Below are 15,055 nucleotides of genomic sequence, written 5' to 3'. Positions count from 1 at the left end.
CTGCCGTGAACAGCGGATTCCCCGTCTTGACGGCGCTGTGGCTCCTTCCACTGATCGGCGCCGCCGTCGTGCTCGCGGTACCGGCACGTCTACACCAGCTGGCCAAGTCGATTGCGGTGGCCGTTTCCGTGGCGGTACTGGGCGTCGCGGCGACGCTCGCCATCGCATTCGATCGCGGCGGCGACCAGTTTCAGTTCGTCGAGAACCACAAGTGGATACCGGCTTTCGGTGCCGGATACATGCTCGGACTCGACGGGATCGCGCTCGTACTCGTTCTGCTCACAGCAGTTCTCGTACCCCTGCTTCTGGTCGCGGGATGGAACGACGTCACACCGGATCACGCGTCGCCGCGCCGGCCGCACACCTACTTCGCATTGATCCTCGTGGTCGAGTCCATGGTCATGATCTCGTTCAGTGCGCTGGACATCCTGCTGTTCTACATCTTCTTCGAGGCGATGCTCATTCCGATGTATTTCCTCATCGGCGGATTCGGCGGCGCCGACCGCTCCCGTGCCGCAGTGAAGTTTCTGCTCTACAACCTGCTCGGCGGCCTGGTGATGCTCGCCGCCGTCGTCGGCCTGTACGTGGTGACCAGCCGATCCGAGAGCCCCTTCAGCGGTGGAACTTTCGATTTCCGCGCCATCGCCGCCGCAGCCTCGAACGGTGAACTGGGGGTCGCGCCCGGAGTGCTCAACGCGCTGTTCCTCGGGTTCATGTTCGCGTTCGCGGTCAAAGCGCCGCTCTGGCCGCTGCACAGTTGGTTGCCGGACTCCGCCGTGGAGTCGACCCCGTCCACGGCCGTGCTGATGATGGCCGTCGTGGACAAGGTGGGCACCTTCGCAATGATCCGCTACTGCCTGCAACTGTTTCCCGAATCGTCGTCGAGATTCGCGCCGTGGATCATCACACTCGCCGTGATCGGTATCATCTACGGCGCGGTTCTGGCAATCGCCCAGACCGACGTATTACGTCTGATCGCGTACACGTCGATTTCGCACTTCGGGTTCATCATTCTCGGAATTTTCGCGATGACCAGCCAAAGCCAGGCCGGTGCGACGCTCTACATGGTCAATCACGGAATCTCCACGGCAGCGCTCTTTCTCATCGCAGGGTTCCTCGTCTCACGACGCGGAACCAGGTCCATCGCGGCATACGGCGGAGTTCAGAAAGTTGCGCCGATCTTGGCCGGCACCTTTCTGGTGGCCGGTTTGGCCACACTCTCGATGCCGGGACTGGCACCGTTCATCAGCGAATTCCTGGTGCTTATCGGCACGTATTCGCGCTACCACGTTGCCGCGATCGCCGCGACGGCCGCGCTGGTTCTGTCGGCGATCTACATCCTGTGGCTCTATCAGCGTGTGATGGGCGGCGCCGTCACGGACGGGACCGCAAAGATCCCCGACCTGGTGCGGCGTGAACTCGTCGTCGTAACACCGCTGATCGCACTGCTCCTGATCCTCGGCATCTACCCCAAACCGGCTTTGGACGTCATCACCCCGGCTGTGAGCCACACGATCGTCGACCAACCGCCGAGCACGCTGATCGCCGAGCACGAAGGAGGCACCCCGTGACGAGTTCCTTCCACGACACGGCGATTCTGGGTTCGACCACGACGGCGTCACCGAGTATCGAGTACAGCCTCCTGTCCCCGATGTTGATCGTGTTCGGCGTTGCGGTAGTAGGCGTGCTGATCGAGGCGTTCGCTCCGGGGCGGCTTCGCTACCCGGTTCAGCTCGTTGTCAGTGTCGGCGGGGTCGCGGCAGCACTCGTGGCGGTGGCACTTCTCGCCGGAACCGAGTCGACGGCGATGATGGGTTCGGTCGCCGTCGACGGCCCCGCGTTGTTCCTCCAGGGCGCCGTGTTGCTGGTATCGATCCCCGCATTGCTGCTCATCGCGGAGCGCGGATCAGGTGACACCACGGCTGCAGTGCCGCAGCATGATTCACTCGCAAGCTTCACACATCAGGCGTCGAGCGTGCCGGGCAGTGCCGCGGAACGAGAAGCGTCCACGATCGGGATCGCGCAGACGGAAGTCTTCCCCCTCACCGTCTTCGCGATAGGCGGGATGCTCTTGTTCCCGGCGGCGAACGATCTGCTGACCATGTTCGTTGCACTGGAGGTCTTCTCACTTCCCCTCTACCTTCTGTGCGGCCTCGCGCGGCGGCGGCGATTGCTCTCCCAGGAAGCTGCACTCAAGTACTTCCTCCTCGGCGCATTCTCGTCGGCGTTCTTCGTCTTCGGAATCGCCTTGCTGTACGGCTATTCCGGAACGGTCGCCCTGTCCGGCATCGCCGATGCAGCTCAGCTCGGAACCGACAACGATTCTTTCCTGTGGCTCGGCACCGCCCTGGTCGCCGCGGGCCTGCTTTTCAAAGTCGGTGCGGTCCCCTTCCATTCGTGGATTCCGGACGTCTATCAAGGGGCGCCGACGCCGATCACCAGTTTCATGGCGACGGCGACCAAGATCGCCGCATTCGGCGCCATCCTGCGCGTCTTGTACGTGGCGCTACCGAACGAGTACGTGAACTGGCGTCCGCTGATGTGTGCAGTTGCGATCCTGACGATGGTCGTCGGTTCCGTGATCGCCCTGACCCAGACCGACGTGAAACGCATGCTCGCCTATTCCGCTGTCGCGCACACCGGTTTCATCCTGACCGGGGTGGTCGCAGATTCGGACGCCGGCCTGGCCGCGACGATGTTCTATCTCCTGGCTTACGGATTCAGCACAGTGGGAGCGTTCGCCGTGGTCAGCCTGGTTCGGGACGCCGACGGTGAGGTCGCGACGCTGACGCGCTGGACCGGACTGGGCAGGCGCTCACCACTGGTCGGGGTTGTGTTTGCGCTGTTCCTGCTTGCCTTCGCGGGAATCCCTTTGACCAGTGGATTCATCGGGAAGTTCGCGGTCTTTCGGGCCGCCGCCGAAGGTGGTGGGGCACCGCTCGTGATCGTCGGTGTGCTGAGCAGTGCCATCGCCGCCGTGTTCTATGTGCGGGTGATCGTGCTGATGTTCTTCTCCGAACCGACCCAGGACACGCCGACCGTCGTGGTTCCGAGCGCATTGACCAGTAGTGTCATCGGCCTCGGCGCGGGAGTGACCCTGATCCTGGGCATTCTCCCTCAACCCGTACTCGACCTAACCGAGCGGGCAGCCGACTTCGTCCAGTGAGCGTGCCGCTCGCGGTCGGCGGCTCGCCGACGGTGCTCGTACGTCCATTTCCGTCACCGTTCGCCCTCGCAATGTTACGCATTTACATATATTGTCTAACCGTAAGATACGACGGACGCTTCCGGCATGACGACAGGCAGCACATGATCCATCACAGGCGGTGAGCGCCGCTTCGGGTGACAACGAGCACTCTCGACAGCAAAGACCCGGCCACTTTGCTGCCGTTGTGACCGACCCCGACTCGAACGAACGGGCGTGATCAGGAGGCTGACATCGACAGCCTCCGAATGAATTTCGACGTCATAGCCTCAGGCGACCCGTCCTGGACGCCGTGACACCTCCGATTTTCGATCGAGCAACGTGGACGACTACCCGTCCGTCGACCAGTACCCGGCTACCGCCTCTGGGCAGAGCACTCCATCACCACGACAGGACTGATATTCATGCATCTCACAGGAAAGACCGTCTTCATTGCCGGCGGGACATCCGGATTGGGCCTTGCCAGCGCCCACGAATTCGCAGCGCGTGGCGCTTCGATCGTCATCGGCGGACGGCGCGGCGACCTCGCGGAAACGATCGCGGCGACACTGCCCGATGCACTCGGTGTCGAACTGGACATCTCCAGCCTCGAATCCGTCGAGTCCGCCACCGCCAAGGCCATCGAGCGGTACGGCTCGATTCACGTGAACGTCAACACTGCCGGGGTGAATACCGACGTGCCGATCGTCGATCACGACGGCACGGCGAGCGTCCGAATCCCGGAACTACGCGCGGCATTCCATTCGATGGTGAACATCAACCTTGTCGGCACGTTCAACATGATGTCCGTAGCTGCATCGACCATGCTTGCCAACGAAGCCGATGAGAACGGCGAACGAGGTGTGATCATCAACACCTCGTCGTCAGCCGGTATGGAGGGTGCCGCGTGGATGACCGGATATGCGGGCACCAAGGCCGGAATAGTCGGATACACACTCCCTGCGGCACGTGACGTCGCCGGACTCGGCATCCGAATCAACACGATCATCGCCGGGGGTTTCCTGACTCCGATGCTCGGCCCCCGAGGTTCGTCGGAGTATCTCGACGCCGTCTCGAAGGAGATCCCGAATCCTCAACGAATCGGCCGCCCGGCCGAATTCGCCCAACTCGCCATCCACCTCGCGGAGAACACATACATGAACGGTGAATCCGTTCGCATCGACGGCGGTATCCGACTGCGCTGAGTCGGCTCCAATGCCGTCGACTGCAATGTCGTCGACTGCAATGACACGTCGACAGTTCGGTCGAGAACGGCAGCGCGAATATCGCTCCAACCGGGCGCGCTGCCGTTCGCCCAGCCCGCCGTTCGTCCAGCCTGCCGTTCGGGACACACGCGGATCATCGCAGCGGCGCGGACCACGGGACGATGCGCGTGTCATCTGAGCTCCAGGACCTCATCGACAACTGTCGTTACCGCCTTCTCGACGTGAACTACTGCGCAACCGTGCGGCGTTCGCCGTCGATCCGGTCGGCAACCAGTGTTGTCGTTATTTCAGGATTGCATCTGCCGCCCACCTCTTGTGAGCGGCCTGCCTGTATCTCGGCATCCGCGAGTGCCGGCAAAGGCTGCTGCGGACAACCCAACAGATCGGATTCTCGCTGGGCGTCGCCGTTCTGACCTCGTTGACACCAAGTGGCCCGCGTGGATCGTGATCAGCAGTTGTCCTCGACTCACGACGCTCTCGTGCACAGCCTCTCGCACGCGGTGATCGCCGCGGTGGTCTTCATCGCATTGTCGCTCCTGGTCTCGATATCGACGATCAGGGTCGCCACGCCGGCGGCCACGCTGCGAGCCGCCAGAAAACAGATGGACGGGATGCCGTTCGAGTTGATAGCTTTGCCCGAAACGTGACATCACGCGAGGAGGTGCGAAACCCATGAACGCAACATACCTGTGGGCGCTCCCACTCCTGTTCACGGTTCGGCGATCGAGGTAAGTGTCGCCGGGGGCGCCTGATCACGGCAATCCCGAAAGGCAATACCATGCATCCCAATTCCACAATCATCGACTTCACCTCCGAGACCTCGTCGAACGGTGTCGTAGAACGCCGTTTCGTTCTGGACGAGATCACCGGCGTGCTCTTCTCGCCCACAACCGGAAACATCGGGTCACCTCTGGTGCTCTCGGGCCATTCCGGCGGCATGCACAAGAAGGCACCTGGACTGGTGGCCAGTGCACTTCACAGTGTGTCCATGTTCGGGTTCACCGTCGCCGCCATCGACGCACCCGGACACGGTGACCGGCCACGCAACCGTCGAGATCGACAACGGGCCGACGCGGTCCGTCAGGCCAGGTCGGCGGGTGAGCCGATTGCGCCGATCGTCGTCGACTACACCACATCGCTGGCGAAACGTGCTGTGCCGGAGTGGCAGACGACTCTGGACGCTCTGCAGGCGCTGCCCGTGATCGGCCCGGACAGGCCGGTCGGCTACGCAGGTGTGTCCTTGGGTGTCGTGACCGGCGTGGCGTTGGCGGCAGTCGAACCTCGGATCGCAGCCCTGAGCTTCGGCGGTGTGTTCGTGGACGACGTCCTGATCGACGCGGCACGAAAGGTCACTGCCCCGGTCGAGTACCGAATCCCTTGGAACGACGAGGAATTGGACCGCCAATCCGCAATCGATCTGTTCGACGCCTTCGGCTCCGAGGAGAAGACGTTGCACGCCTACACGGGCAGGCGCTACCCGGTCCCCGACTACGAACTCGACAGTGCAGCACGATTCTTCGTCCGCCACCTCCGACCGACATCCGGCGCAACTCCGAAGTGAGGTGAACGAGCGGTAGCGGCGTGCGGTGCATGTCAGACGCCGCTACCTCGGCTACGGCGCGTTCGTCCCGTAGGCGTGCTGCACACATCAGACCCCGCCCGAAGGTGGCGCAAGCCTACTCGGCCGACGGCCAGGGCAATGACGGTCAGGGCCGGCTGGCAAGTGCGAACTTGCCACAACGCACCCTGGTCTCCGTGTGTGAGACGGTCAGGGACAATCGAGGGTTGAGCGAACCGTTTCCGCCCACGCGCGTACCCAGCCAGTGGGAAGAGATCACCACTGCCGACTCCTCTCACTCCACCCGCTACGTGCAGCGATTCCGCACGATGGCATCCGAGGGCAAGGACATCGTCGGTGAGGCGCGCATGATCGACGCCATGCTCGGGCGCGGTGGGCGAGTTCTCGACGCCGGATGCGGGCCAGGGAGAATCGGCGGCTATCTTCACGACGCCGGTCATCATGTCGTCGGCGTCGATGTCGATCCCGTCCTGATCGCCGCTGCCGAAGAAGACCACTCCGGTCCGACGTGGCTCGTCGGCGACCTCGCCGAACTGGACCTACCGGCCCGCGGGGTAGCCGCCGATTTCGACGTCGTCGTCTCGGCGGGCAACGTCATGGCCTTCGTCGCCCCGTCCACGAGACGAACCGTGCCGGCCGGGTTCGTTCGCCATCTAGCACCACGAGGACGAGTGGTGATCGGTTTTCGGAGCCGGACGTGACTACTCCTTCACCGAATTCCTCACCGACGCGGAAGCCGCCGGACTCTCTCCTGACATCTTGCTCTCCACCTGGGATCTCCGACCTTTCACGTCCACGTCGGAATTTCTCGTTGCCGTGTTGTCGCCGTCCACCTGACTACTACCGTCGATTTCGTCCGCTTCCGCCGTCACCGCGCGAACCGATCGCAGGAAAACCAACAGCAGCAGGCCGACGACCAGACCCGTCACACCCAGCACGAACAATGCACGCCCGGGTTCGAGCCATTGACCGAGCGCTCCCGCTGCCATCGACCCCACCGCAGTTCCGGCGACGGCCTGCACCATCCACAAGCTCGACACGCGGCCGCGCAGTTCGTCCGGGGTGTTCTGTTGGAGAACGGTGAAACGCAGGATGTCGTTGATCGCCCGTCCGACCCCGAAACCGGCCAGAGAAACAAACGCCACCCATGGCAACGCCATCGTCGATGTTCCGGTGGCACCGAGAACGATCAGTCCGATGGGCATGATCGTGACCGACACGAGCATCGCTGTGCCACTTCGCTGAACGTGCCCGGTCCAACCGCTGGTCAACGAACCGATCACGGCACCGACTGCGGGCGCTCCGTAGAGCAGCCCCAACATGGTCGGCCCGCCACCGAGAACGTCGTCGACGAATGCCGGGAGCAGCACTATCGGCCCGCTGAGGAACATCACGAGCAGCCCGCTGATCAGGACACCTCGAATTACCCCGTGGCCGGCCGCGAACTTCACACCGGTCGCCAGGGCTTTCATCGGCGGTTCGTGCTCGCTGCCCGGCGGGGGCGCCGCTCCGACCGCCTGGAACAACGTCACGGTTGCCGCGGTTGCCGCGGCCGCGACGAAGTACGTCACCGGTACTCCGCCGGCCGCGATGATCAACCCGGCGATGGCCGGTGAGACCATCGTGCCGATGTCGGTGGTCAACGCCACCAATGCCCCGGCAGCTGCCATCTTGTTTCGCGGCAACAACATCGGAATCAGGGCCGTCAGAGCAGAACTGCTCACTCCACCAGCAAGCCCGTCGATCGATGCGGCGATGTAGATCACCCACATCGACGGATGCGGCAGCAGCGCATTACATCCCAGAATCACGAAGGCGAGACCCGCTGCGCTGCGGGCCAACTGAATCGTTCGCCGCCTGTCGAAGCGATCGGCCAGCACGCCCCCGAACAGACTGCCGAAGAACATGGCGATCGCCATTGCCGTCGACACTCCGGCGACCTGCAGAGTCGACCGTGTCAGCTGATAGGTCTGTACCGGCACGGCAACGATCAACAGCCCGATGCCGAGTAGCGAAATAAGTCGTGCGAAGAATGCGTACCGAAATGGACGGCTGGTCCGAAGTGGCGATACATCGATGACCAGCCCGCCGAGTCCACTCATCCGACCATCAGCCCGATCGCGAATTGTTCGTCGAACCTCGCTGTCGCTCCGACTACCGCTCGATTCCCGAATCCGGCGGAGAGCCGCATACGGCCGTACGTCGGTGACAGTAGAGATGCACTCATTTTTCTCCCGTTGCTCAGCTACTCGGCACTTGTCGGCGTGGCCAGACCTCGCGATCTTGTGGTTAGCCTAAACTAAGCATCTCGGTACAGACTTTCGCAAACCGGTCCGAACGAAGGCACACTTCAAGGATGCGATCAGATACCTGAAGCGTGAAGTGCAACCGTCGCGCAGAGTTCACGGCAATGCGCGAGTACCGACCTGTCGACTGCGCTCCCCTGTACCGGTACCGGACGAGATACCGCCTTCAAGTCCAATCCGGTGACAATCTTCTGAACCGACATGATTGCGCCGGCAGTGTGTACGACGGCAGCCTGACGTCCGAAGCGCCGACCGACGGCCCGCCTCACGGTCGCCCCGGTTGCACGAGGATTGCAGGACGCCGTTCTCGTGCGCGTATTCGAGAGCCTTGGCGATCTCACCGATGATGTGGACGGCGCGAGCAGGTTCGAGCCTCGCCGATTCGACAGCCACTGCAGCGTCTGTCCCGGACACGTACTGCATCGCGATCCAGAGCTGACCGTTCTCACGCCCACGATCGAGAACCGACACGATGTTCGGGTGATCGAGTCGCGCAGCATGGTCGGCCTCACGTTCGGACAGAGCACTCGCGTACTGATCGTCGGTCAACGACCTGTGCAGCAATTTCAACGCGATCTTCCGGGGTATACGCGGATGAGCAGCCAGGTACATCGAACCCATGCCACCGACGCCCAACAACCGCTCGATCGTGAATCAGGGCAAAAACCGTGCCGGGAGTCAGCTCGGCCACCGTCATCCCGTCAAAAAAGTCGGCCGTCGCAACAGGTCAGCGCATGTTTCGTAGAGCTTAACCACGTCGGATACAACACGTACTGCCGTACGTCGTCCAGTCGGACACCGCTACGAGACAATGCTGCGCGAACCCCTCACCCCGGCGCGACGGTCCATCGGGGACAATCGGGAGATGACCGAACCGGCTCCCAGTAAACGTGTACCCAGCCAGTGGGAAGAGATCACCGCAGCCGATCCCACTCATTCCGCCCGGTACGTGCAACGATTTCGCACCATGACGTCCGAGGGCAAGGACATCGTCGGAGAAGCGCGGATGATCGACGCCATGCTCGGACGCGGCGGACGGGTTCTCGATGCGGGGTGCGGGCCCGGCCGGCTGGGCGGATATCTGCACGTCGCCGGTCACGAGGTAGTGGGCGTCGACGTCGATCCGGTGTTGATCGCCGCTGCGGAAGAGGACTATCCAGGTCCGACGTGGCTTGTCGGGGATCTCGCCGAGTTGGATCTGCCTGCTCGTGGAATTGCGGCCGATTTCGATGTCGTCGTCTCCGCCGGCAACGTTCTCGCATTCGTCGCTCCGTCGACCAGGAGATCCGTGTTGGCCGGGTTCGCGCGTCATCTCGCGCCGAACGGGCGGGTAGTGGTCGGTTTCGGAGCCGGGCGCGACTACGAGTTCGCCGAGTTCCTCAGCGACGCCGAGGCAAGCGGACTGGCCCCGGACGTGTTGCTGTCGACGTGGGATCTGCGCCCGTTCACCGAGTCGTCCGAGTTCCTGGTGGCGGTGCTGGCACGTTCACAGCGCGGGATTTTCTGACGAATCCTTCTCTCCTGCAGCCATACTGTCGAGTCAACTCCGACGCGTGATCGCCGCCGGCAGACCGAATCCCCCCGGTCCGCCGGCGGCGATCGACGTCGAATCAGCTCAGCGAACTCAGGACCGGCTCGAGAAATGTGTAGATCTGATACAGGGCGATGATCGCCGACAAGGAACCCATATTCAACCTCCATCCTTCGCGAATTTTCCGTGACCGTGCGTCACAGACAGAAAGCTAACAAACAGATCGCCGATACGGCGGCCGAGCGCACATCCACACGACAAATCCCCAGCTTGACCCCAGCTTTACGTGACGATTGCAATACACTCGGCCCTGAAGGGTGCAGATCACACTCGAGAATCGGGTGCCGAGAATTCCGACGTCACCGTACGGGCCGCCCGCAGCGATACCAACCCGACCGCCTGAACAACGTCGCCGCCTGCGCCCGCGATGATCAAACCTGCGACAGCCGGAGACACCATGGCCTCGATGTCCGTCCTCATCGTGTTCCGCGGCAACAACATCGGAATCAGCGCGGTCACGGCCGAACTGCTCACCCCGCCTGCCGGCCCGTCGATCGACGCCGCAACGTCGATCACCCACATCGACGGATGCGGCAGCAGCGCACTGCATCCCGGACTTGTCCCGACTCGACGTTGATCGAAATCTGGACCGTAGTTGAGGAGCCTGAATCAAGGCCATCCCGTCCATGCCGGACCGATCCCGTAGCGCTGAGCACCCTTTCAGGACCTCGGTCTCGACTTATGCGCCTACCTGAGCCCAATGAGTTGGTGAGTATCTACGGGAGTTGTTGGAGCGCAGGATCGTCGCGACGGTCACCGCGCCGTCCCGCACATTTTCTGGAATAGTCGGCCGCGACGGACAGCGATCGACACCGAACCCGGGGGGGGTCAGACGGTGCGGCGCCGGTGGCGAGCGTTTCGAACCGAACAGTCGAAGGGGGCACAGTGGGAGACTTTACGGCTGACGTGTTCAAGCTCGCGGGTTTCGAGGCGGATCTGAACGACATCGGCGAGAACTTCATGTCCAACGCCAACCGACTCCTACCGGGAGTGGCACTGTCCGGGGCGAGCGGTCGAATGGCTGAGCTGACATCAGCAGTAGAGAAGCTCCACCGCACGCTGTCCAGTGCACACCAACGCGACCTGGGCGTTCTCGACACTCTGGCTACCAACCTGGGCACTGCCGCTACCCAGTTTCACAACAGCGACGACCGGCATGCCGCCGCGCTCACCCAAGCAGCAACTGGCCTCGACGGCCAGGGCGCCGCCTCCAGAATCCCGGCCACCGGGGCCATCCGATCCGGCGGACTCCAGCTGCCCTCATTGCTCGACGTGCAAGATGTGCAGTGCACGATTCGTCAGACCGTCGCCGCGAGCATCGACATCCTGGACCCCTACGACGAACCCCTCAGCCAGTCCGTCGGCATCAAACCTGTCGCCGACTACCTCACGCCACTCGTAGCCGACTGGGAACATCTCCAAGAAATCGGCAAACGGATCACCGTCCTGGGGCTCAACGATGTTGTCACCGCACAAGACCTCTCCGGCGGTAAGAACTGGATACAGACCAGCTGGACCGGCGAAGCGGCAACCTCATTCGGAACCACCGCGACCAACCTCACGACCACGATCAGCGAACGTAGCGACAACCTCGACGCCATCGGCAAGATCGTCGAGAACGGCGGGCTGCTCCTGGAGCGCCTCGTCTACAACCAAGCCTCGAGCTTGGTGGCGGCCGTCACCGAGCCCATGAGCTTCCTCAGCTTCACCCTGCCGCTGGGGGTATGGGCTTTGTTGGGCGACAGCGCCATACAGGGCTCGATGCGATCTCGAGTCTTCGAGGCCGTCGACAATCTCAAACGTGATGCCACCAGCCGTAACGACGCAATCACTACCGCCATCGACCGAATGTGCGGCGCCCTCGACTATCAACCCGGACACGCTCCGCCCAGCTACAACCCCAGCGAATTCGAACTCCCCACCAAGATCATTACCGACCTGGGAGCCACACGCTACGGATACAGCAACAACGTCTGGTGGCAAGACACCGCCGACCCTGACGCGCGAGTGTGAACCAGTGACCACACCAGAGAAGACGACGAGCGACTAGAGACCTCATGGCATCGATACCTGATCCCCTCCCCTACCCACCCGACGACCAAGGACAAGGCAGCTGGGGGTCCCAACCTCTCTACAGTCGCGGTGACGACGTCGCCTTCGCCAAAGTAGCGGCAGCAGCGGCGATCGCGGCCGACGCCAAAGGCTGGACGCATGCCGCCCGGCACCTCGATCACTACCTCGAAAACACGGGAGCGGGACTGGACCCCAAAGTCGACGAACTGCTACGCGACGTGCCTGAGATCGACAGGATTGCCAATAAATCGGCGGAAGCCGAGATTCGACAGATAGCCTCCGAAGTCTCGACTAACAAGAATTACGAGAATCCGATGCCGTTCCAGTCGGAATGGGTTCGGGATGTTTACATCGTTGAGCCGATGAACCCGGACTGGTATTTCGCGATGGGTGGAATTCAGATTTGCACCACCGGTGTAGTCACCGTTCACGAGCGAGCTGATGGTTCGGAGCCTCGGGTTACTGTCGAGTACAAGGTGTGGGTGCACGACCGATACAACTGGGATGGCAGCAAGAGCACTGAGATCGCCGGCATCACCGTGACGGACAAGTGTATGGGCGCGCTGCACACCGCGGGCTTGGCGCGCGAATACGACCTGGACGGAGTCAGCGACGTTCGACGATACGAAGGCACCGTGCCCGCAACGCAGAACATCAAACTGCCCGGCGCACAGGACAACCGAGACGGAAACAGGAGCGACCCCACCCGATGACACACCATATGAGGCCGACCAGCACGTCAACACTTTCGGTGCTGATCGCCGTGTTGATAGCCATCACGGTCAGTGCCACGGGATGTGGCGGCGAACCCGGCGACGCTGACTCGCGTTCAACCCGACACTCGACCGGGACGGTAGCCGACATCACCACGGAGGCAGTCGACTTCAGCGGAATAGCCATCCCTGAAGGTGTCACCGTCCTGGCCGCCCACACCGAAAGCGCCCTGGACACTTTGTACCAGCTCACGCTTCTTACCGATCCGGAGGGACTCACCAAATTCCTGTCCGCATCGAACTTCACGACACCACTCACAAAGGGTGGCGTAACTTTCCTAAGCCCCATTGCGGGACCACGGTTGGACACCTCTCCCTCGGTCGTGGAAACGTGGGACCGTATCCAACGGCCGAACGGTCAGTTGGTTAACAGATCCGTCACCGTCGACGAGCGCGACGCGACTACCCGCTACATCCACCTGATGCTCTACACAACCTGATGTCCTGTACCTGAAATTCGTTACTGCGATCGCTGTGACAGACACGAGTGTGGGTGCCGCTGCACACCGCGGGCTTGGCGCGCGAATACGACTTGGACGGAGTCAGCGACGTTCGACGATACGAAGGCACCGTGCCCGCAACGCAGGGCATCGACCTGCCTGGCGCACAGGACAACCGAGACGGAAACAGGAGCGACCCCACCCGATGACACACCAGATAAGGCCGGCCAGCACGTCAACACTTACTGTGATTATCGCCGTGCTGATAGCCATTGCGGTCTGTGCCTCCGGGTGTGGCGGCGAACCCGGCGACGCTGACTCGCGTTCACCTCGACACTCGACCGGAACAGTGGCCGACATCACCGCAGAAGCCGTCGAGTTCGGCGGAATCGTGATCCCCGATGGTGTCACCGTGCTCGCTGCCGACTTCGACAGTGGAATCGACATGAGGTACCGACTCACGCTACGTACCGATCCGGAAGGGCTCACCCAATTTCTGGCCGCGTCGAACTTCACGGCACCGCTCACCAAAATGTACAGAATATACGGAAGTCCCATTGCGGGACCACCCTTGGACACTTCACCCTCACTCGTGAAAACTGCTGACCGCATCCAACGGCCGAACGGTCAATATGTCAGCAGAACCGTCACGATTGACGAGCGTGACGCGACAACCCGCTACGTCCATCTGCAGCTCTTCACCACCTAGTACGACAGTGTCGTTGCACCGGTGTTGAAAGCCACTGTCGCGCCGAGTTCGTAGCAACTCTCGCGCACCAACTTATCTACTCTCCCTGATACTTCCACCGGTTTCGATACTGCCGACAACCCGAGCCCGGTGACGATACCTTGAATGGACTTCACTGCTCCGGTGGTGTCGTTGTTCCCGTGCACCCACAATCCGTACGGGCGAGAGACAACAGCACCCAACACCTGGTAGTACGTCGTGTCGAAGAAGTACTTGAGCGCTCCGGACATGTAGCCGAAATTCGCCGGAGTGCCGAAGAGGTAGCCGTCAGCACCCAATACGTCGGGCACCGTCGCGGCCAATGCTGGAACCACGCGGACGTCGACGCCCTCGATCTCAGGATCGCGGGCACCTGCCAGAACGGCGTCGAGCAATTCGTGGGTGGCGGGTGAGGGCGAATGATGAACAACCAACAGAGTCTTCACCGGATCGACAGTACTGGCGCAGTGTCAGACCGAGACGCTGTTCTCGCTCAGAGTCGAGAGCAAGGCGTCGGTTCCCACGACGGTCGCGCACCGGCCGGCCACGTATTCGAGGGCGCCGACGTGCTCTGCCAGCGAGAAGTCCGCGACGGCGTCGCCGACGAAGAAGATCTGAACGTCCTGCATGAAGCCGTCCAACGCCGTGGTCAGGCAACCTATGTGGGCGTACACGCCGGTGATGATCAGCTGGTCGCGACCGCTGGCACGCATACGTTCACGCAGGTCGGTCTTGATGAATGCGCTGTACCGCCACTTGGTGAGCAGCACGTCGTCCTCGAACGGCGCGAGCTCGGAGATAACGTCCGTGTCTGCTGGATCCGCCTTCAATCCCGGCCCCCAGAAATCTGCGAGCAGCGCACGCTCCTGCGGATTCTGATCGCCGGGCTGAGCGGTGTACACGACCGGAATACCGGCTTCTCGCGCAGCGAGACGAAGTCGGTCTATGTTGGGCACCACGGTCGCGAGTGGATCTTCGGTGCGATCGTAGGCGTTGACGAAGTACTGCTGCATGTCATGCAGGAGAAACATCGCCCGCGACGGATCGAGAGTCCATTCGACGCGGTTGGTGGGAAGCTCGGTCGGCATCGAATACCGGATACCAGTGGGCAGAGCCATCGAAAATCTCCTCGGGTGATTACGTGTACAACGATGTC

The 15,055-nt window shown here is 62.2% G+C and carries 16 protein-coding genes and 3 pseudogenes; 13 read left to right on the top strand and 6 right to left on the bottom strand.

Going from position 1 to position 15,055, the window contains the following annotated elements; all coding sequences use genetic code 11:
* The first annotated feature begins 5 nt into the window (after nucleotides 1–5).
* From ABH922_RS08110 to ABH922_RS08085, 6 genes and pseudogenes are all read left to right on the top strand, one after another.
* Nucleotides 6–1,571: an NADH-quinone oxidoreductase subunit M gene (locus tag ABH922_RS08110; protein WP_424809608.1), complete on the top strand. Its 1,566-nt coding sequence runs from the start codon at nucleotides 6–8 to the stop codon at nucleotides 1,569–1,571.
* On the top strand, nucleotides 1,568–3,166 hold the full coding sequence (nuoN, locus tag ABH922_RS08105; protein WP_424806422.1) for an NADH-quinone oxidoreductase subunit NuoN: 1,599 nt from the start codon (nucleotides 1,568–1,570) through the stop codon (nucleotides 3,164–3,166). Before ABH922_RS08110 ends, nuoN begins: the two co-directional genes overlap by 4 nt.
* A 443-nt stretch (nucleotides 3,167–3,609) precedes the next feature.
* Nucleotides 3,610–4,389: an SDR family NAD(P)-dependent oxidoreductase gene (locus tag ABH922_RS08100; protein WP_424806421.1), complete on the top strand. Its 780-nt coding sequence runs from the start codon at nucleotides 3,610–3,612 to the stop codon at nucleotides 4,387–4,389.
* A gap of 458 nt (nucleotides 4,390–4,847) precedes the next feature.
* Nucleotides 4,848–5,057: a hypothetical protein gene (locus ABH922_RS08095; RefSeq protein ID WP_424806420.1), complete on the top strand. Its 210-nt coding sequence runs from the start codon at nucleotides 4,848–4,850 to the stop codon at nucleotides 5,055–5,057.
* A 131-nt stretch (nucleotides 5,058–5,188) separates the two neighbouring features.
* Nucleotides 5,189–5,971 carry an alpha/beta hydrolase gene (locus ABH922_RS08090; RefSeq protein WP_424806419.1) on the top strand — a complete coding sequence of 261 codons (783 nt, stop codon included), beginning with the start codon at nucleotides 5,189–5,191 and terminating at the stop codon, nucleotides 5,969–5,971.
* Between the two features lie 326 nt (nucleotides 5,972–6,297).
* A pseudogene (locus ABH922_RS08085) lies at nucleotides 6,298–6,826 on the top strand (class I SAM-dependent methyltransferase).
* 8 nt (nucleotides 6,827–6,834) lie between these two features.
* On the opposite strand, the pseudogene entS reads toward ABH922_RS08085, so the two are convergent.
* The 3 genes and pseudogenes from entS to ABH922_RS08070 all read right to left on the bottom strand — a co-directional run.
* Nucleotides 6,835–8,091: pseudogene (gene entS, locus ABH922_RS08080) on the bottom strand (enterobactin transporter EntS); the annotation flags it as partial.
* Nucleotides 8,088–8,216 carry a hypothetical protein gene (locus tag ABH922_RS08075; protein WP_424806418.1) on the bottom strand — a complete coding sequence of 43 codons (129 nt, stop codon included), beginning with the start codon at nucleotides 8,214–8,216 and terminating at the stop codon, nucleotides 8,088–8,090. The gene ABH922_RS08075 and the pseudogene entS, both read right to left, overlap by 4 nt.
* 373 nt (nucleotides 8,217–8,589) lie before the next feature.
* Nucleotides 8,590–8,992: pseudogene (locus ABH922_RS08070) on the bottom strand (protein kinase domain-containing protein); the annotation flags it as partial.
* 168 nt (nucleotides 8,993–9,160) lie between these two features.
* Between ABH922_RS08070 and ABH922_RS08065 the strand changes: the two are divergent.
* A complete protein-coding gene (locus ABH922_RS08065; protein WP_424806417.1) occupies nucleotides 9,161–9,802 on the top strand; it encodes a class I SAM-dependent methyltransferase in 642 nt (213 codons plus the stop codon).
* Between the two features lie 348 nt (nucleotides 9,803–10,150).
* On the opposite strand, the gene ABH922_RS08060 is transcribed toward ABH922_RS08065, so the two are convergent.
* Complete coding sequence (locus ABH922_RS08060) at nucleotides 10,151–10,306, bottom strand: hypothetical protein (RefSeq protein ID WP_424806416.1); 156 nt, start codon at nucleotides 10,304–10,306, stop codon at nucleotides 10,151–10,153.
* Here ABH922_RS08060 and ABH922_RS08055 point away from each other — a divergent pair.
* From ABH922_RS08055 to ABH922_RS08030, 6 genes are all read left to right on the top strand, one after another.
* Entirely contained in the window at nucleotides 10,293–10,463 is a 171-nt protein-coding gene (locus tag ABH922_RS08055; protein ID WP_424806415.1) for a hypothetical protein, read from the top strand. The two genes, ABH922_RS08060 and ABH922_RS08055, sit on opposite strands and share 14 nt — an antisense overlap.
* 308 nt (nucleotides 10,464–10,771) lie before the next feature.
* A complete protein-coding gene (locus tag ABH922_RS08050; protein ID WP_424806414.1) occupies nucleotides 10,772–11,899 on the top strand; it encodes a hypothetical protein in 1,128 nt (375 codons plus the stop codon).
* Nucleotides 11,900–11,943: 44 nt separating this feature from the next.
* Nucleotides 11,944–12,672: a hypothetical protein gene (locus ABH922_RS08045; protein WP_424806413.1), complete on the top strand. Its 729-nt coding sequence runs from the start codon at nucleotides 11,944–11,946 to the stop codon at nucleotides 12,670–12,672.
* Nucleotides 12,669–13,172, top strand: coding sequence for a hypothetical protein (locus ABH922_RS08040; RefSeq protein ID WP_424806412.1), 504 nt, complete (start codon nucleotides 12,669–12,671; stop codon nucleotides 13,170–13,172). Before ABH922_RS08045 ends, ABH922_RS08040 begins: the two co-directional genes overlap by 4 nt.
* A 53-nt stretch (nucleotides 13,173–13,225) precedes the next feature.
* The gene (locus ABH922_RS08035) at nucleotides 13,226–13,381 is read left to right on the top strand and encodes a hypothetical protein (protein ID WP_424806411.1); all 156 of its coding nucleotides are present in this window, start codon (nucleotides 13,226–13,228) and stop codon (nucleotides 13,379–13,381) included.
* Between the two features lie 50 nt (nucleotides 13,382–13,431).
* On the top strand, nucleotides 13,432–13,881 hold the full coding sequence (locus ABH922_RS08030) for a hypothetical protein (protein WP_424806410.1): 450 nt from the start codon (nucleotides 13,432–13,434) through the stop codon (nucleotides 13,879–13,881).
* Here the strand turns inward: ABH922_RS08030 and ABH922_RS08025 are convergent.
* Nucleotides 13,878–14,345 carry a flavodoxin family protein gene (locus ABH922_RS08025; protein WP_424806409.1) on the bottom strand — a complete coding sequence of 156 codons (468 nt, stop codon included), beginning with the start codon at nucleotides 14,343–14,345 and terminating at the stop codon, nucleotides 13,878–13,880. The two genes, ABH922_RS08030 and ABH922_RS08025, sit on opposite strands and share 4 nt — an antisense overlap.
* Before the next feature lie 24 nt (nucleotides 14,346–14,369).
* A complete protein-coding gene (locus tag ABH922_RS08020; RefSeq protein ID WP_424806408.1) occupies nucleotides 14,370–15,017 on the bottom strand; it encodes an isochorismatase family protein in 648 nt (215 codons plus the stop codon).
* Nucleotides 15,018–15,055: the final 38 nt, after the last annotated feature.

It is taken from the genome of Rhodococcus sp. 27YEA15 (assembly GCF_049739425.1).
GTDB lineage: Bacteria > Actinomycetota > Actinomycetes > Mycobacteriales > Mycobacteriaceae > Rhodococcus_F.
Note: the sequence above shows the minus strand (reverse complement) of the source record. Positions and strands in the feature narration are given on the sequence as shown.